At 44.0% G+C, this 17,282-nt stretch carries 16 protein-coding genes; 3 read left to right on the top strand and 13 right to left on the bottom strand.

The annotated features are described in order from the left end of the window. Positions 1–9 precede the first annotated feature (9 nt). Positions 10–960 (bottom strand): LysR family transcriptional regulator, encoded by a 951-nt coding sequence (locus ACVBIK_RS14085; protein WP_447164498.1) that lies wholly within the window; start codon positions 958–960, stop codon positions 10–12. Then, complete coding sequence (locus tag ACVBIK_RS14080) at positions 944–1,921, bottom strand: LysR substrate-binding domain-containing protein (RefSeq protein WP_447169936.1); 978 nt, start codon at positions 1,919–1,921, stop codon at positions 944–946. The genes ACVBIK_RS14085 and ACVBIK_RS14080 overlap by 17 nt, the downstream gene beginning before the upstream one ends. Before the next feature lie 426 nt (positions 1,922–2,347). On the opposite strand from ACVBIK_RS14080, the gene ACVBIK_RS14075 reads away from it, so the two are divergent. Continuing rightward, positions 2,348–4,528 carry an OmcA/MtrC family decaheme c-type cytochrome gene (locus ACVBIK_RS14075; protein WP_447169935.1) on the top strand — a complete coding sequence of 727 codons (2,181 nt, stop codon included), beginning with the start codon at positions 2,348–2,350 and terminating at the stop codon, positions 4,526–4,528. 148 nt (positions 4,529–4,676) lie between these two features. Here ACVBIK_RS14075 and ACVBIK_RS14070 read toward each other — a convergent pair whose 3' ends face one another. The 3 genes from ACVBIK_RS14070 to dnaB all read right to left on the bottom strand — a co-directional run bounded on the left by ACVBIK_RS14070 (position 4,677) and on the right by dnaB (position 8,648). Then, positions 4,677–6,002 (bottom strand): hypothetical protein, encoded by a 1,326-nt coding sequence (locus ACVBIK_RS14070; RefSeq protein ID WP_447169934.1) that lies wholly within the window; start codon positions 6,000–6,002, stop codon positions 4,677–4,679. Between the two features lie 69 nt (positions 6,003–6,071). Continuing rightward, positions 6,072–7,148 carry an alanine racemase gene (alr, locus tag ACVBIK_RS14065; protein WP_447169941.1) on the bottom strand — a complete coding sequence of 359 codons (1,077 nt, stop codon included), beginning with the start codon at positions 7,146–7,148 and terminating at the stop codon, positions 6,072–6,074. A gap of 93 nt (positions 7,149–7,241) precedes the next feature. Next, a complete protein-coding gene (dnaB, locus tag ACVBIK_RS14060; protein WP_447159609.1) occupies positions 7,242–8,648 on the bottom strand; it encodes a replicative DNA helicase in 1,407 nt (468 codons plus the stop codon). 123 nt (positions 8,649–8,771) lie between these two features. Here dnaB and ACVBIK_RS14055 point away from each other — a divergent pair, with 123 nt between their 5' ends. Then, positions 8,772–10,991 (top strand): S46 family peptidase, encoded by a 2,220-nt coding sequence (locus ACVBIK_RS14055; protein WP_447169933.1) that lies wholly within the window; start codon positions 8,772–8,774, stop codon positions 10,989–10,991. A gap of 180 nt (positions 10,992–11,171) precedes the next feature. Here ACVBIK_RS14055 and rplI read toward each other — a convergent pair whose 3' ends face one another. Genes rplI through rpsF form a run of 4 tightly spaced genes read right to left on the bottom strand, consistent with a single transcriptional unit; the run spans position 11,172 to position 12,616 of the window. Further along, the gene (rplI, locus tag ACVBIK_RS14050) at positions 11,172–11,624 is read right to left on the bottom strand and encodes a 50S ribosomal protein L9 (protein ID WP_012278732.1); all 453 of its coding nucleotides are present in this window, start codon (positions 11,622–11,624) and stop codon (positions 11,172–11,174) included. A 27-nt stretch (positions 11,625–11,651) separates the two neighbouring features. Beyond that, positions 11,652–11,879, bottom strand: coding sequence for a 30S ribosomal protein S18 (gene rpsR / locus ACVBIK_RS14045; protein ID WP_005497284.1), 228 nt, complete (start codon positions 11,877–11,879; stop codon positions 11,652–11,654). Positions 11,880–11,890: 11 nt separating this feature from the next. Then, positions 11,891–12,196 (bottom strand): primosomal replication protein N, encoded by a 306-nt coding sequence (gene priB, locus ACVBIK_RS14040; RefSeq protein ID WP_447159611.1) that lies wholly within the window; start codon positions 12,194–12,196, stop codon positions 11,891–11,893. A gap of 6 nt (positions 12,197–12,202) precedes the next feature. Next, positions 12,203–12,616: a 30S ribosomal protein S6 gene (gene rpsF / locus ACVBIK_RS14035; RefSeq protein WP_447159612.1), complete on the bottom strand. Its 414-nt coding sequence runs from the start codon at positions 12,614–12,616 to the stop codon at positions 12,203–12,205. A 345-nt stretch (positions 12,617–12,961) separates the two neighbouring features. Here rpsF and ACVBIK_RS14030 point away from each other — a divergent pair, with 345 nt between their 5' ends. Continuing rightward, positions 12,962–13,705 carry a DUF481 domain-containing protein gene (locus ACVBIK_RS14030; protein ID WP_447159613.1) on the top strand — a complete coding sequence of 248 codons (744 nt, stop codon included), beginning with the start codon at positions 12,962–12,964 and terminating at the stop codon, positions 13,703–13,705. Between the two features lie 253 nt (positions 13,706–13,958). On the opposite strand, the gene ACVBIK_RS14025 is transcribed toward ACVBIK_RS14030, so the two are convergent. The 4 genes from ACVBIK_RS14025 to ACVBIK_RS14010 are packed head-to-tail and all read right to left on the bottom strand — an operon-like array spanning position 13,959 to position 17,113. Beyond that, positions 13,959–15,185, bottom strand: a complete 1,227-nt coding sequence (locus tag ACVBIK_RS14025; RefSeq protein WP_447169932.1) for a sensor histidine kinase — start codon at positions 15,183–15,185, stop codon at positions 13,959–13,961. Beyond that, entirely contained in the window at positions 15,173–15,877 is a 705-nt protein-coding gene (locus tag ACVBIK_RS14020; RefSeq protein ID WP_447169931.1) for a response regulator, read from the bottom strand. The genes ACVBIK_RS14025 and ACVBIK_RS14020 overlap by 13 nt, the downstream gene beginning before the upstream one ends. Then, a complete protein-coding gene (locus ACVBIK_RS14015) occupies positions 15,877–16,212 on the bottom strand; it encodes a DUF3019 domain-containing protein (RefSeq protein ID WP_447169930.1) in 336 nt (111 codons plus the stop codon). Before ACVBIK_RS14015 ends, ACVBIK_RS14020 begins: the two co-directional genes overlap by 1 nt. 43 nt (positions 16,213–16,255) lie before the next feature. Continuing rightward, the gene (locus ACVBIK_RS14010) at positions 16,256–17,113 is read right to left on the bottom strand and encodes a MipA/OmpV family protein (RefSeq protein WP_447169929.1); all 858 of its coding nucleotides are present in this window, start codon (positions 17,111–17,113) and stop codon (positions 16,256–16,258) included. Positions 17,114–17,282 lie beyond the last annotated feature (169 nt).

The raw sequence follows: 17,282 nt of genomic DNA, 5'->3' as shown, positions 1-17,282 counted from the left end.
TTCTAAGCGCTATTTATGCGACGTCACAATATAGGACTCTAGTGTCTGTTGCAGCCACAAGGGAGCAACCACCCTTTTATCAATAGAACGTTTAAGCCATAAATAAACGGTGGGATGAGAGAAGCCTTCCAGTAGATACTTATCCTGGCTGAAATCGATTTTACTCGCATGTAAGCCTTTAATATTTGATAAAAAATCTACAGCCCCCTGCACGCCAATAATCATAAATGCATCGGAATTTAGCAGACTGCTTGCCGCACTGCCTAAGTCTGGCGCGGTAGCATATACCTGCATTGGCTTTCCTTTCGCCTTAGCATAAACCCCTATCGGGGACTTATTGGCAGGAAATGGCATTGTCACCAGCTTAACCATGGGGTAGTCAATCATCTTGTCGATAGTCGGTGCATCCCAAATAGGATGCTCAGCACGCGCAATGAGATGGCCACCCCGGTGCTGAATAATCGACTTTGATAATAGCTCTTTTCTCGTTGATGGCTTAAAGCAAATTGCCGCATCGACTTCACCATCTACAAGCTGTTGCTCCGTATTTTCTGACCAAGCAACCGTCGAAATAGTAAAGTTAGGGTTGATACTATGCAGAGCGGCTTCTCTAATCACCTGCTGGGCTAACCCTATTTCTAATTGAGGCACCGTACTAATCACCACGGGGGGCTCTGCCACTGTAATACGACTAATCGCAGCGGTTTCTACCGAGATCGTGCATGAGATCATTTCAGAAAAGCAGGGGTATAAGCTATGAGTCAGCTCTGTAGGCACCAGTTTATTATTCTTACGGATAAATAATGGATCATCAAATACCTCTCTTAATGCATTTAATGCGCGGCTGACTTTAGGCTGCGATAACCCCAGCGCATTAGCGACATCCTTGGTGCTATTTTTAAGGTAAAGCTGACATAAAATTTCAAGTGCACCAATATTGATACTAGATAACTTTTTCATTATAACCTCCACTTTCTGAGGCCATATTGGTTTGTATATACGCTTGGATCTCGTGGCCAATCCAATCTGGATAAGTCGTATTTTTTCGCATTTGCGTTAAGTAGTAGTGATAGCGACCGCTTCTTTGGTTAATCAACTCGCTAAGGCCGGAGCCGAGTTTCAACCCACCAATATTGCCCCGTTGACATAAAAATTCAATGGAATCTCGATGACATAAAAGTGCTACCGCATTGCTTTGCTCCAGTTGCAGCATTAGATCGGCCAGCAAACAAACCTTTCCCACCACGTCTAAATCCCTTGCACTATCTAAGGCATAACTCTCTAGAGGGTCAATCGCATCATAGTGCTCGTCGCCAGAAAAACTCATATATGGATAATCAAATATGTCCTCCACTTGCAGGAGCTGACCAGAATTCAGTAATGGGTGTTCCCGCCTAGCAACCAGCATATAAGCGTCTGACTTCGCGATTAAACTAGAGGTCAATTGCTCTGTATTATAAGCGCTATAGGTCACAGCGATATCCACATATTGCTGCTTGATAAGTTCAGCAACATTGCTAGTACAAGGCTTAATATGAAACAGATAGCTTTGCCGTTCTTGAGTCGCCCTTTGTTGCAGGTGCCGCAAAAGGTTGAGAGATAATGTGGGCGGACAAGCAATAACCACCTCACGCGTTCTCGTGTCATTACTGCTAACATCTATACTCTCGCACATTTTCGCTAATTCAATCACGCGCTTCATTTTAGGATAGATTTCGTTAGCTAAATCGCTTCTCTCAAACCCTTGCTGCTTACGTATAAATAAGGGCGAATGCAGTGAATGCCTTAATGACTTTAAACTTCGACTGACTTTGGAGCTAGGAACACCTAAGGTTTGGCTAACCGTCGTGGCATTGAGTGATTCATACAATAGTACAAACACTTGAATATCAAATAAGTTATTAGCGTTTAGCTTGTTCATTTACCCTCAAATCAATCTCTTAGATTTACGTCCTAGATCCATTATTAATTAATCTAAACCAATCATTAACGCTTAGGTATACACTCCATCCATATTCGCGACACCAATATTAGTTAATACTCAATTTTGTGACCTAAGTTTAAAATTTCACACCCCGTGTAAGCCTCAAATTCTAGATTTGCAATATGTGAATTTTACACTTTCACATTTCAATATTAAGAACAAACAACCAACTAACAACCCAAGAGTAAAATCAAACACCAAAAACCAAACAGCAAGGCAGTGGCAAAGCCTAATTAAAAACCATCAAGCAGATTTAAAGACCAACACCACCCAAGCTAACTAAGTGATCAACTTCATATCAAATTACCACCCATAGCAATAACATTTTAGCAACCAAGAGTGGTTACCTTTAAGGAACGTATGATGATGATAACGAAAAGAAAAGCATCGTTAGCTCTATTGATTAGCTCTGCATTGCTAATCTCTGGCTGTTCAGATGGTGAAGACGGTAAGAATGGTGAAGATGGGGCACCTGGTGGTGGCGGAGAGCCGGGCACGTCAGGGCTGCATATCGACATGGCTGCAGATGCCATCGCCACAATCAATAACGCAAATTATTCCGACGGTATTATTAGCGTCGATTTTGAACTTGAAAACAAACAAGGTGTTGGCCTTTACGGCCTCAGTGCTGATAATCAATTTCATGATTTCCGCTTCTCTCTTGCCCAGCTTAAAACCAATGATGGCTCTGATCTTAAACAGTGGATCTCACTGTTAAATGAGACCACAAATGATGCTGGCACCACCTTTGAACAAGGCTTCGAAAAATTAAAGGATTGCGCTGAGTGCTTAGTCGACCATAAAGATGGTACCTATAGCTACACTTTCAATACCAACCTCACAACCGTAACCGATCCAGCAGGCGTAGTATTCGACCCCGCTTTGACTCAACGTATAGCGATTGAAATGCAGTTTGAGTATGACTCAGGCCATGAATTAGCAGAAAATGCCCACTATGACTGGCTGCCAGCCACAAATAGTACTGAGGGTGTTGAGACTCGTGAACTGGTCACACTAGAAACGTGTTATACCTGCCATCAGCCAGACAGTTTAAAAGCTCATGGTGGACGCCGTTTAGATATGGAAAACTGTCAGTCATGTCATAACGGCATAGTGTCAGACCAAAATGATGTGTCTGTTGAGCTTGGCCATATGGTGCACGCTATCCATATGGGACCAAATCGTGAAGGCAAAGACGCCGAAGGCAATGTCATCCCTATGCCTTACACCATTGCAGGTTACGGTGGCGATCACGCCTTTGACTACCCTGCATTCCCAACTAAGCCCTTTATGGACTGTGCGACTTGTCACGTGGAAGATGACACGCTTGCAGATAAAGACTTATGGTTAGCCAACGCCAACGCCAACGCGTGTACGGGCTGCCACACCGACTCACCTGCACAACATAAATCAGATAAAAACCCAGAGCTTGTCTGTACAGACTGCCACAGCGCCACTGTACATACCGATCATAAGAAACCTTATGAGGCGGCTGAAAACTACAGTGTTGAAGTCAGTAATGTCAGCATTAGCCCTGCAAACTTGATTGAATTTGACGTGAAAATAATGGATACAGCTGGTGCACTCGTCACTGAAGATGAAGTCTACAAGCAAGGTTATAGCAAGCCTTATATGGTTGTAAGCTGGGATGTAGAGAAAGACTATCCAGATTACAATCAATCTCCATACAGCGAGCGCCGTATCGACTTAAAAGATGATACTAAAGCCACTTGGAATACCGACAACACAGTCAGTGTTGCGGTAACCATGAACTTCCCAAGCGATATTGCTTCTCGCTCTTTAGAGGTTCTACCGGTCCTAAAAGTATGCTTCGAAGAAGGTAGTGAGACCCGCACAGATTGCAGTGCAGATAACGCCTACCCAGCTTATGTACAAACCGATGCTTACCGAGCGGTATTAAGCGATCCTGATGCGGTTGTCGCAGATAGACGATCTATCGTAGACACTGCGACGTGCTTTGGCTGTCACAGCAAAGAGTTCTACCATGATTCAAATGGCGTGAACTGTATTGCTTGTCATACCAATGATAAAAGCCTCAAAGGGAATGGCGAAGCTAGCAATGGCGTCGCACTACTGAAATCAACCAACTTCATGTACAAGGCGCACAAAGCTGAAGGCCATGATAATGGTCACGGTGGAAGTGGCACAATCCTTAAGACAGATTGTACGACTTGTCACTCAGCTGTTGAGGGTTGGGGTGGTCTAGCTTATGGCTTTGAATTAGGCCGTAATGCCGGTCAAGCCCACACAGTTCCTAGCACTCAAAGCCCAGCAGCCGATGAAACGGTTGAGACTTGGTACGCCTCTTCTGATGCCGCTGCATGTATGAGCTGTCACCAGAAATACCTGTCTGATGCTGCCATGTCACATATTAGAAGCAATGGTGGTTACTTCGGTGCCAATAAAGATGCTGACCACATTGTTGATGTGAATGATGCGGGTAATGCTAAGGATGCTAAAGAAGCTTGTGCAACCTGTCATAGCCCACAGAAAGTCATGGAGCATCATGGATTTAGCTTATAGCTTTATCGTGTAAATTCTTATGCAAAAAACTGAGGTGCTAATTAGTCCCTAGCACCTCAATAAGCTCCATCCCTGCAAAAGTCAAAGGCACCTCAAGGTGCCTTTTTTGCATGTTTTGCATATACAGCCAACAAACCTTGCGGCTCGCTTAAAAAGGCTGGTTGACCATGATCCAGAATTGATTCGATTCAGCGCTAAAAGCAAGCTCAGCACGCACCACTATACTTTCAACTTCAAACCGAGCACCAAAGCCTGCAGACCACTTTAAGTCATCATGCAGTGCACTGGCGCTAAAGTCATCACTCACCTGCCCCGCTTCGGCAAATGCCACCCACTGCCACCAAGGCACATCATATAAGTTAAATACAGGCCATTCTTGCAGCGGCTGCCATCTAGGTTGGACGCGATATTCGGCGCTGTAAAGCACAGCTGAACGGCCTGTATAACGCTTACTCGTGTAACCACGCAGACGCTCAAAGCCGCCTAAACTAATACCGGCAAAACTTGGTGGACGATGATAATCACCTTGCAGTTCTGAAGTCCAAGTCGGGGTATCGGCTAAATAAAAGTTAAACGCTAAAACTTGTTGTCCAAACCATTCATTAGAGTCGATTGAAACAAACGCGCTTTGATCTAACTCCCAGGTGGTCCAGCTATTGCGCGAGCCACTACCAAAGTCACGGGTCACCTTAAAGCTGGTTTGCCCCCCCTGGGTGCTGTTTTTCCCGTTATCACGGTTATCCCAATCAAGCTCAACTGCCAGCCCCTTGGCTTCATCAGGCAAAAATTCATAGCCTTCGAGTTCACGGCTATGGGTAAAAGGGCTGAACTTAATACTGGTGACACCGGATTCCAACGGGTTCCAACTCGTTTCACCTCTGGCACGACCTAGACTGCGCACAGCACCTTGACTACCTCGACCAATAGGCAATATATATCTGGCATGAAATTTAGTGAATGCCTCATCACCAAGCGTGATTACCCGCTCAGTATCGCCATAAGGCGCGGCTTGCTCTGGCACGTAATAGACGCCCTCTTTAAAGCGAGCCTGATACGTTTCTAACGAGAATAACCATTGGTCAACAGAGGGGAGCTGAAAGTCATTAAAACGCAGGTAGCTGACCCAGCTGTTGTTAGTGCTATATACACCAATGCCCAATATCGAAGACTGGATCTGCCCAGCGTGTTTGAGGACTCCTGCACCACCAAAAGCGGTACTTAAGCTTTCACTCGAAAACACGAAAGGCACGGCAGCAAACTCAGCATTATAATCAGCTATTGTTTGAGGGCTCTCTTGCTGTGATGAGCCAGGCTTATTCTGCTGTTGGCGTTTTGCCTTTGGTGTAACAGCTTCAATAATTACTGTTTCTTCACCGGATTGGCGTGCACTGCTTTGTTCTGCTGTAGAGGCTGCGATGGCCCAAGGCGACATAAAGCCTAGAGCTGCAATTGTACAGAGTTGATTCGTTTTCAATTTAAGACATCTTCTACTGCAACGGGCATCCAGCCTCAAATTGCAGCATCACATAAGTTGATTATTTGCTCAGTCTAGGCAAACTGCGACTCTTGGAGTCAATTTTGTTACAAGCTCGTAGGCGATAGTCCCTATATGCTCTGCCACCTCCTCTACTGGAAGGTCTTTCCCCCAAAGCACTGCGTTATCACCGACACAATCTTTAGCATCAGCGCCAAGATCCACCGTCAACATATCCATCGAAACACGACCAACAATAGGCGCTAATCGGCCATTAATTAATACTGGCGTACCGACAGGCGCGTTTCGTGGATAGCCATCTCCATAACCGATAGCAACCACGCCTAGCTTAGTATCTTTATCAGCAGTCCAATAACTGCCATAGCCAACTGGCTGCCCGGCTTTATGCTCACGTATGGCTATCAGCTGTGACACCAACTCCATCGCAGGAATAAGCCCATGCTTGGTACCCAGGTCGCCCACAACCGGTGACACACCATACAGTGCAATTCCAGGGCGGATCCAATTGGCCTGGCTTTGTTGCCAAAACAATGCCCCTGCAGAGTTAGCTAGGGTGCGATCGCCAGGTAAGTCTTTGGTTAGTGCATCAAAAGTGGCTAATTGTGCTGCGGTGTAAGGATTATCAGGCTCATCAGCGCAAGCAAAGTGGGTCATCAAGTTAATTGGCTTAGCGATGTTGTCACAGGCTAATAAACGCTGATAAAGCTGATGGAACTCGTCAGGTACAAAACCTAAGCGATGCATGCCAGAGTCGACTTTCATCCACACTGTGACAGGTTTGCTTAATGTTGCCTGTTCAAGCATTTCGATTTGTGATTCGTGATGAACCACAGTCTCAATATCATGCTCAACTAAGGTGGCTAAATCGGTTGCGCGAAAAAAGCCTTCCAATAATAAAAGCTTAGCTTTAACACCGCCAGCACGAAGCGCTAGGGCTTCTTCAAGACGCGCCAATCCAAAACCATCGGCATTATCTAAACATTGAGCCACGTTAAGTAAGCCATGGCCATAGCCATTAGCCTTAACAACTGCCATCACTTTACTTGACGGGGCAAGTGTATGTAGCCGGGCCAGATTATTCTTTAATGCGTGGCGGCTAATTTCTGCTCGTGGGAATGGTTTCAAAAGTAACCTTGTTCTATCTAATCTAAACATAAGAGCCTCATTGAGGCTCTATTGTAGGCAATCATGGTCGTAAAAGACCTTTATTGACGATAATTAATCTTCTTCGAATTGCGGACCGGCGTAATTATCAAAACGTGAGAATTGACCTTGGAAGGTTAAACGCACACGCCCAATGGGGCCGTTACGTTGCTTACCAATAATGATCTCAGCAGTGCCTTTATCTTCAGAGTCATTGTTATACACTTCATCTCGATAAATAAACATGATCAAATCCGCATCCTGCTCAATCGCGCCCGATTCACGCAAATCCGAGTTAACTGGGCGTTTATCGGCACGTTGCTCCAATGAACGGTTAAGCTGTGACAATGCAACCACTGGAATTTCTAGCTCTTTTGCCAAAGCTTTAAGTGAGCGAGAAATCTCTGAAATCTCTAACGTACGGTTATCTTTAAGCGCCGGAACCTGCATCAACTGCAGGTAATCGATCATGATCATCGACAAGCCGCCATATTCACGTGCGATTCGTCTAGCACGACTTCGAACGTCGGTCGGGGTTAAACCTGAGCCATCATCGATGTACATTTTACCTTGCTCAAGCATGATCCCCATCGTTGAAGACACGCGCGCCCAATCGTCATCATCTAGCTGACCAGTACGGATTTTAGTTTGGTCAACGCGGCCCAGTGACGCCAACATACGCATCATGATCTGTTCTGAAGGCATCTCCAAGCTGAAAATAAGCACGGGTTTGTCTTCGTGCAGTGCAGCTTGCTCACACAAGTTCATCGCGAAAGTGGTTTTACCCATTGATGGACGCGCGGCGACAATAATCAAATCGCCTGACTGAAAGCCAGCCGTCATTTTATCTAAGTCGCCAAAGCCACTCGAAACACCGGTTACACCATTACTTGGGTTATTGTAGAGCTCTTCGATTTTATCAACGGTCTTCTCAAGAATAGCTTTAATGCCTTCAGGACCTTCATTGGCATTGGCGCGCTGCTCAGCAATTTTAAATACTTTGGTTTCAGCTAAATCGAGCAGCTCGCTCGAGTTACGCCCTTCAGGGTTAAACCCCGCATCTGCAATCTCGTTAGCAACTTTGATCATATCGCGAACAACAGCACGCTCACGCACAATGCTGGCGTAAGAAAGAATGTTACCCGCACTTGGGGTATTCTTCGCAATTTCACCTATATAGGCAAAACCACCTACATCTTCGAGTTGGTCTTCAAGTTCTAGCTGCTCAGATACCGTGATCAAATCGATGGGTTGACCCGCGCTGACTAACGATTCCATCGCAGTAAAAATCGTACCATGAGCACGAGAATAGAAATCTTCCTTTACAACAGCTTCAGCCACTCGGTCCCAAGCATCAGAGTCCAACATCAACCCACCGAGAACCGATTGCTCAGCTTCAATTGAATGCGGTGGCATCTTCAGCGCGTCCATCTGAAGATCTCTTGGCTTCTCTTTGCCCTTAAAGGTGCGTTGTTGTGACATTAAATCTCCAAAATTCCAACGTTTAAGCAAAATGTGGTATAAAACTGGGGTCAGGCAAAGCAGGCATTTAACATCTAACGACCTGCAACTAAAAAAACACTATAACAATATTAAGGAAAGCACATGCGCAATGCATTGATTGCCGCCATCGCTCTATCGTCAGGGATGCTGCCATCAGCCGTAGCATTGGCCGATGAAGGACAATGGCAACCCTATCAAATGCCGTCTATCGCCGATAAGCTCAGCGAACGTGGCATCGATATTCCAGCTAAACAGTTAGCGGACTTAACTAGCTACCCAATGAACGCGGTAGTCGGACTGGGCTATTGTACCGCCAGTTTTGTTTCGCCCCAAGGCTTAGTTGTGACAAACCATCATTGCGCCTACAGAGCTATTCAATATAACAGCAAAAAAGAGCATAACTACCTTGCTGATGGCTTTTTAGCGACCAGTAAAGACAAAGAACCAACTGCTGGCCCAAATGAGCGCCTTTATATCACTGAAGCGGTTACCGATGTATCAGCGCGAGTAAAAAAAGATATTGGTGAAGACCCACTTAAGCGCTATGAAAACATCCAAGCTAATCGCAAAGCGTTAATTAAAGAGTGTGAAAGCAATGATAATTATCGCTGCTCAGTGCGAAGTTTCCACAACGGTTTAGAATACTACCTCATTAAACAGCTTATTATTCGTGACGTACGCCTAGTATACGCACCACCAGAAAGCGCTGGGGCATTTGGCGGTGATATCGACAACTACGAGTATCCTCGCCACTCAGCTGATTTTACCTTTTTACGTGCATACGTAGGAAAAGATGGTAAGCCAGCAGCCTTTGCTGAAGACAACGTACCTTATGTGCCAAAAAGCTATTTAAAGGTTAATGCTGACGGCGTTAAAGCGGGTGACGGTGTATTTGTTGCCGGCTACCCAGGCTCAACCAGCCGCTACCGTTTAACTAGCGAACTTAAGTTCGCTAGTGACTGGCTATATCCAACGCTTGCGACTCGCTATCAGCTGCGTATCGATACTATCGAAGCCATGAGCGCTAATGATAAAGACGTTAAAATCAAATATGCAGGCACGCTTGCAGGCATGGCAAACCGCATGAAGAAGTACAACGGTTTGTTAGATGGCTTTAAAGCGACTGACATTGCAGGTATTAAGCAAGGCCGTGAAGATGATTTCAGTGCGTGGCTTGCAAAAGATCCCGAGTATCAATCATTCCAAGCTCAGTTTGATGAGCTCGAAACCTTGTTAGTTGAGCAGCGCTTGCTGCGCCAAGGCCGTTATTACTTTGAAAACGCCCAAAGCAGCACACTGTTGTCGACGGCAAATAAACTATATCGTTTAGCTAAAGAAAAGCAAAAAAGCGATGCCGAGCGTGAAGAAGGTTATCAAGAGCGCGACATGAAGATGTTTAAGGCTCGCCTTAAGCGCTTAGACTCAAGCTTTGCGGTAAGTGTTGATAAGACACTTTGGATGCAAGACTTAGAGGCTTATTTAGCTCAAGACAACCGTGTCGCTCAGCTCGATGCCATGCTGAATGAAGGCGATAGCGATGTCAGCCTAAGTGAAAAACTTGATGCACTCTATGCGCTGAGCTCGCTAACCGATAAAGATAAGCGTATTGCCTGGATGGATGCCGACGCAACAGAGTTTGAAACCAGTGCCGACCCGTTTATTCGTCTCGCAGTCGCCCTGTACGCTCAAAACATGCAGGCCGAGAAAGATGCTAAAACATTGGCAGGTAAACTATCAAAAGCTCGCCCTGACTACATGAAGGCTATTATTGCTTATAACAAAGCTAATGGCTGGCCAGTATACCCTGACGCCAACGGTACGCTACGTATCACATACGGTATGGTTGATGGTTACCAATCAACCGATGCGCTTTATAAGCAGCCATTTACACGCTTAGAGGGTATTGTTGCCAAGCATACAGGTGAAGAGCCATTTAATGCGCCAACTAAGCTATTAGAAGCTATTGAAGCAAAGCGTTACGGCACACATGCAGTCGAAACTATATATCAAGATCCCGCGTCTTGGTTATGCCGCCTATTCTCCTGCTTAGATAAGCCTGAGAGTTTTGGTTCTGTGCCCGTTAACTTCTTATCGAGTGTTGACACCACTGGTGGTAATTCTGGCTCACCGGTATTTAACGGTAAAGGCGAGCTAGTCGGCCTGAACTTTGACTCAACTTATGAAGCGATTACTAAAGACTGGTTCTTTAACCCAACCATCACTCGCGCAGTACATGTCGATATTCGTTATATCCTATGGATGATGGATGAGGTCGATAACGCACAAAACCTGATTGAAGAGTTAGATTTAGTGAACAACTAATCCGGTGCCATTGCACACTTAAAAGGCATATGAGCTACGCTTATATGCCTTTTTTATTTGCACTGCGACTCATGCTCTACCTTCTGCTTTCCTGCTATGCCATTTTCCAGACATAAAAAAAACACCGCACTAATAAATTAGTGCGGTGTTTCAATTAAAGCATTTGCTTAGCGCAAATTATTAAGCTTCTGCAACTACAGAAAGTTTAACGATTGCTTTAACTTCAGTGTGAACTTGAACTTCAACTTCGAATTCACCAGTAGTGCGGATAGCACCTAGTGGAAGACGAACTTCGCTCTTAGCTAGTTCAACACCAGCAGCTGTAACTGCATCAGCGATATCACGGTTGCCAATAGAACCGAATAGCTTGCCTTCGTCACCAGCTTTAGAAGCGATAACAACAGACTCAAGTGCAGAGATTTTCTCAGCGCGTTGAGTAGCAGCAGCTAGGTCAGCAGCTAACTTAGCTTCTAGATCAGCACGACGTGCTTCAAAAACTTCAGTGTTAGCAGCGTTAGCAACAACAGCTTTACCTTGTGGTAAAAGGAAGTTACGTGCGTAACCCGCTTTTACTGAAACTTGGTCACCCAAGTTGCCTAGGTTAGCGATTTTATCAAGTAAAATAACGTTCATTTTATATTCCTCTAAATTAATGCAGTATTACTGATGTAAATCAGTGTACGGCAGTAGAGAAAGATAACGAGCACGCTTGATAGCGCGAGCTAGTTGACGTTGATATTTAGCATTTGTACCAGTGATACGACTAGGAACAATTTTACCACTTTCAGTGATATAGTTCTTCAAAGTAACGATATCTTTGTAATCGATCTCGGTAACGCCTTCTGCAGTGAAACGGCAGAACTTGCGACGACGGAAATAACGTGCCATGTGACAGTCTCCTAAGTTTTCAATTCGACATTTTCAGCGTGTAAAACCAAGCGATTTTGACCATTTCTGCTCTGTTGCAGATTAATGAAGCCTTCTACTTGTATTTCAACGCCGGCTGTTAGGTTTTTTGAAACGCTATTAAAGCGTTCTCCACTTAATACAACTTGGATTTGGCAATAAACGTTGCGGAGCATTTCTGCTTCATAACGCTGCGATTTGTGTTCTAACATCACTACCGTGTGGGCAATGCCTGCTGGACTATCAAACTGCCTGGAACGCGTAATGGTTCCTGCTAATACCAAATTGTTCGTGGTCAAAAAAACTTACTCAGCAGTGTTTTCAGCGCTTTCTTCTACTTCTTCAGTAGCTTCTGCACGAGGTGCACGCTCTTCAGATGAACGACGTGTGTCGCGCTCGTCTTTAGCTTTAGCCATTGGAGATGCTTCAGTGATGGCAGCTTTAGTACGCATAACCATGCTACGCAAAACAGCGTCGTTGAAACGGAAAGCTGTTTCAAGTTCTTCAACCGCTTCTGCAGTAGTCTCTACGTTCAAAAGAACATAGTGAGCTTTATGCAATTCGATGATTGGGTAAGCCAATTGACGACGGCCCCAATCTTCTAAACGGTGGATTTGACCGCCAGCTTGGGTAAGAATACCCGTGTAACGTTCGATCATACCTGGCACTTGTTCACTCTGATCAGGGTGAACTAAAAATACGATTTCATAATGACGCATTTTTTGCTCCTTACGGTTATCTAGCCTCGTTGTTGGCTCAGTCAGACCTAATAGAGGCAAGGAACTAATTAAAGTGACTGAATTAAGCCGCGGAATAGTACATAAACTCAAGCCAGAATTCAAGTAATAACTTAGCCTAGGCGTTAGCTATTTACACCCAATGATTAAATACACCAACAAAGCGCATAAGTAGCGGCTAACTCTTAGCTGTTACCGGGCTATCTCAGCTTGTGTTGTAGGATGAAAAGTGTAAGCAATCTAGTTTGCGTGCAGGCTGATTCTAGGTATTATGTCGCTACGACAAAGTAATGATCTCCAATTAGAAACACACCAAGAATAAGAATAATGCTAAAAACTCTCATTGTTGTAATTGCGCTAATGTTCTCGCAGGCGGCCTTCGCCCTCGTGCCACCAGACTACCAAGAGCCTCCTAGCGATCTGACGGCGGAAATTGAAGCGGGCTTCCAGCTCAATACCGGTAACACCGAATCCAGTAGCTTTAACGGCAGAACCAAATTGGTTTACGATACTAAGCAAACTCGGCAAGAGGGAACAGTTAAAGCTTACTTTGCTGCAGACGACGAGAAAACAACCGCAGAGAAATATGATCTTCAGTTGCAGTCTAACTATAAAGTTAATGGTGGTTACTTTTTTGGACGTGGTGACTTCACCTGGGATCAATTTGGTAGTTACACCCGTATAGCAACGGTTTCGGGTGGTTATGGTTTCGACACGATTAGCACGTCTAAAACTAAACTAAGTTTAGAAATCGGTCCTGGTTATCGTTATAATTTACCGATAGCAACTGATGACGCCCCTAATCCAGAAGCCTCGAAAGACATCATTTTGCGTACAGCGGCCAAATTTGAGATGAAACTACAAGAATACACCAGTTTAAATGCCGATCTAATCGCAGAGACAGGTGAAGACAATAATACTCTCACCCTAGATTTAGGCTACAAGAATACCCTATTTCAAGACTGGGCATTTAAAATCGGCGTTAATGTAAAATATACTCAAGTGGTACCTGAAGGGTCAAAGCAAACTGATACTATCACCGTGTTTAATCTACTCTATACCTTCCAATAATAGTCGAGAGCCTCTAGCCGTTATAGGTTCTATACCAGACATTGCATACTTGATTAAAAATGATTTTCGTTTAGAAATACTCAGTCCATTCACGCTTATGAGAATGCTTTCTTGATACCAAGTTTGACTTCAGCTTTGTTCATTGAACAAAATATCGATTGGAGAATGACTCGGTTAAACTCATTTACTCATCAATAATCCTCGACTTAAAACCTAAATGGCTCTACATCTTTTCTATTTAGTGAGATTGCTATTAAGATCGAATTAAAGGTAAACGAATTTCCATCGCTGCACCTTTTAAAGTTTGACTGTAAGAGATGTTAAAACGGCCATGTTGCCAACTGCAAAGTTGCTTGACGATCACAAGGCCCAAGCCAACCCCCTTATAATGTCGCTGGCTACCTAGCTGTAATTGGTTAAAAGCTTGAGATAGCGCATCTATTTGTGTCTGCGTCATACCGGGTCCATCATCTTCAACGAGCAAACTAAGCTGCTGATCCCTTATGGCGATATGCACAACAGCCTGACTGCGAGCGAAACGTTTAGCATTGCCAAGTAAATTTTGCACCATTCGGCTAAAACTACGCTCATCTATTATGGCCAAGGGTAATTCACAATTACATCGGATTTCAACCTTAGATAAAGGCCTGACTCTTTCAATACACTGATTGACCAGCATACCTGGTGATAACTCTTCCGGCTTAAATATTGGTCGGCAATGTTGCAGCTCAGCATAAGTCAGAAACTCTTCAACCAAGATCTCAAGCTCAATCGCATCTTGCAATAGGCTTTGCTTTTCATGTTGCCATTGAGAAGTCTGTGGCCAAGCTTCGACAGTAAATTGAATACGAGCGAGTGGCGTTAATAATTCATGTGACACCGCATTGATTAAGTCTCTTTGCATCGTCATACGCTTATTGAGCTCTGATGACATATGATCAAAAGTATCGCCAATCTCTTTGATCATGCTCGATGATGGCAGTGACAGTAAGGCATTAAAATTAGTTGAACCCAGTTTGTAGCATTGTTTGTTGAGTTTATTTAGATCGAGGAATAGTGGCAAAAATATGAGTAACACCGCTAACGCGAGCAATATATAAAAGCTAAGAAACCATAATAAGCGGCTCTCCTGTTGATGACTGCGGGTAATAGGCCCTAACACCTGAACTTGACTCTCATTGTTAGCTAAACGGTAAAAAACATAGTCTTGATTGATATTAACTAATGACACCATGCCCTCATCTCTGAGCTGAGTTAGCAAATGAGCTGGCCAGTGTAGATCCTGTAATGTTTGTGTTTGTATGTTGACTTTATCATTTTGAGTTGCAAATAACTCAGCAATAAGCGCGTGCTCTAATGGGTATAGTTGTGAGCGTGAACGCTCTTCTAACTCAAGAAACCAGCTAGTGATCCCGATAAAAAATGAAAGAGTAAGCAAGAGGATAAGGTATAAGCGAAGCATGATGTTTATTGTTGCCATTCTTCTGGAGCAAATAAATAGCCTTGCCCCCATATTGTTTTTATCTTTGTAGGAGCTTGGACGTCGTCACCTACTTTTTTGCGTAACCGACTGATCCTGCCGTCGATAGTCCGATTCATCCCATCATATTTTCTACCGACGATCGACTTGAACAAGGAATCTCGTGAAACGATACTCCCTGCATGCGAGGCAAGTTGGTTAAGTAAATAATACTCCGAAGTAGTTAGCGGCAGTAAGTTACCCGCTAGAAATACCTGCATATTGACACGATCAATCAGTAAACGGCCAAAGTGCAAACGAGTGCCACTGGATATTTTATCGCTCTTATCTCGCAACCGCGCATTGACTCGAGCCAGTAAAATAGAAGGAGCGACGGGCTTCACCATATAATCATCAGCACCAAGATTAAAGCCATTGATCTGATCAAGCTGACTGGCACGCGCCGTCATTAACAGAATAGGCCCATGATAGTCATGGCGTACTTGACGACATATCTCAAAACCATCGCCATCGGGGAGCCCTACATCAAGTAAAAGCAAATCATACTGGCCGTAAAACACTTCGTTAATGGCAGATACACATGAACTTATTTGAGTAACATCGAAATGATGATTAATTAGAAACTTTGTCACTAAAGATGCCAGTTTCAGGTCATCTTCGACATAAAGAATATGCTTTTTTTTCTCGGACATTAAAATAAACTCCAGGCGATGCGACGGCGAGGTTTCCGTTTATGCGGTCGATAAACTTGTAACTCTGCTTGGTGTAGAACCTGTACATTGGTTTGATGGAACAGTCTAAATTTAATCGACTTGGCACTCCTCACCTCGAGAGTGACCTGATGTTCTGTCGGCAGCTGGCAAATAGCATATATTGAATCTCCATTTACATGTAAACACAAGGTCCCATCTGTGTTTATTCGCCAGGATAAGGTCACTTGTGTGGTACAGGGCCCTTGCTCCGTGACACAACTCACAGGCGAAATACGGAATTGGTCCTCTCGCCCTTCAGCGAAGCCTTGTTGCATTGTTATCAATATGAAATAAATCATCACCAAAACGCGTAGCATGTTAGTAACTCCACGCTATGCCAAAGTACATAGAAAACACCTGGTCATCATCGACTAATGAGCTGTCCGCGATACCATCACCTAGCTGCTGATAATTAAAATCGGATATAAAAGTCCAATAAGTTGACCAAGAATATTGATATTTAATATTGATACTGACATTGGTTGAACTCTCTGCTTGATAGTAACCAAAGCCAGCATCGAAAAGATCTTGCTCAGAAGTACCATAGTAATATTGAGTAAGCTCTTTATTTTGATATTGTAATTCAGAGCTTAATACGATTAGGTGATGCTTAAAACTAAACGGACGTTCGATTCTAAAAAAACTTTCATGGCCATTATGGTTAGCTGTGACATCTTGAAACCAAGAAAGTGACCAACGTAAGTCATGCCAAGTATTAGTGTATTCAAGGCCTGCCATATAAGATAAGTTTCGCGAAGATATTTTATCTATATCACCTCTAATTTTTATGTTGTCGCTAACCGGAACTGAACTTCCTCCCGATGGTGGTAAGCCCATTGGAGGCTGTCCACTTAATACTGACACTATTGAACTGATGCTGGGGTCGGTAATAAAGTACACTCCATCGCGATTAAAACGCGACATCAGAGAGATGGTGCCAAAATTAGAATCGACAGGTGTCCATACCAGCTCGGTATTAACTAAAGAAAAATCCCCATCGAAGTATTCTATTCTGGGAACGATAACCAGCGGAATATTCTTGCCTTGATAAACAGGATTAGTGATAACACCAAGGCCAACAGCTGCACCTAAATACCAGCCTTCCTCTACCGAATATAAATTCTCTGATGAATGTGCCAAAGTAGAAGTAGGTAACGCTAACAATGTGATTACCATTAACCTCGAAAATAGGTGATACATAGGCTTTAAAATACCCACAGATAGTTAACAAAATGTTACAACCAACAGCAGAAGGTACACGTAAATAAACATCTACCACAACTAAAAAGTGTGTAACTTTGTATCTACTAAGTTAATAATAAGAAAGTCCGGGCAGAGCCCGGAC

It is taken from the genome of Shewanella sp. 125m-1, from assembly GCF_052977065.1.
The sequence above is the reverse complement of the archived record's forward strand: the minus strand, read 5'-3'. Positions and strand labels throughout refer to the sequence as shown.

Bases quoted from the DNA above. Each gene is read 5' to 3' on its own strand.
- ACVBIK_RS14080 (WP_447169936.1), bottom strand. From the start codon at position 1,921: ATGAACAAGCTAAACGCTAATAACTTATTTGATATTCAAGTGTTTGTA.
- ACVBIK_RS14025 (WP_447169932.1), bottom strand. From the start codon at position 15,185: ATGGCAACAATAAACATCATGCTTCGCTTATACCTTATCCTCTTGCTT.
- rplI (WP_012278732.1), bottom strand. From the start codon at position 11,624: ATGAACGTTATTTTACTTGATAAAATCGCTAACCTAGGCAACTTGGGT.
- ACVBIK_RS14085 (WP_447164498.1), bottom strand. From the start codon at position 960: ATGAAAAAGTTATCTAGTATCAATATTGGTGCACTTGAAATTTTATGT.
- rpsF (WP_447159612.1), bottom strand. From the start codon at position 12,616: ATGCGTCATTATGAAATCGTATTTTTAGTTCACCCTGATCAGAGTGAA.
- ACVBIK_RS14010 (WP_447169929.1), bottom strand. From the start codon at position 17,113: ATGGTAATCACATTGTTAGCGTTACCTACTTCTACTTTGGCACATTCA.
- rpsR (WP_005497284.1), bottom strand. From the start codon at position 11,879: ATGGCACGTTATTTCCGTCGTCGCAAGTTCTGCCGTTTCACTGCAGAA.
- ACVBIK_RS14055 (WP_447169933.1), top strand. From the start codon at position 8,772: ATGCGCAATGCATTGATTGCCGCCATCGCTCTATCGTCAGGGATGCTG.
- ACVBIK_RS14075 (WP_447169935.1), top strand. From the start codon at position 2,348: ATGATGATAACGAAAAGAAAAGCATCGTTAGCTCTATTGATTAGCTCT.
- dnaB (WP_447159609.1), bottom strand. From the start codon at position 8,648: ATGTCACAACAACGCACCTTTAAGGGCAAAGAGAAGCCAAGAGATCTT.
- ACVBIK_RS14030 (WP_447159613.1), top strand. From the start codon at position 12,962: ATGCTAAAAACTCTCATTGTTGTAATTGCGCTAATGTTCTCGCAGGCG.
- ACVBIK_RS14020 (WP_447169931.1), bottom strand. From the start codon at position 15,877: ATGTCCGAGAAAAAAAAGCATATTCTTTATGTCGAAGATGACCTGAAA.
- ACVBIK_RS14015 (WP_447169930.1), bottom strand. From the start codon at position 16,212: ATGCAACAAGGCTTCGCTGAAGGGCGAGAGGACCAATTCCGTATTTCG.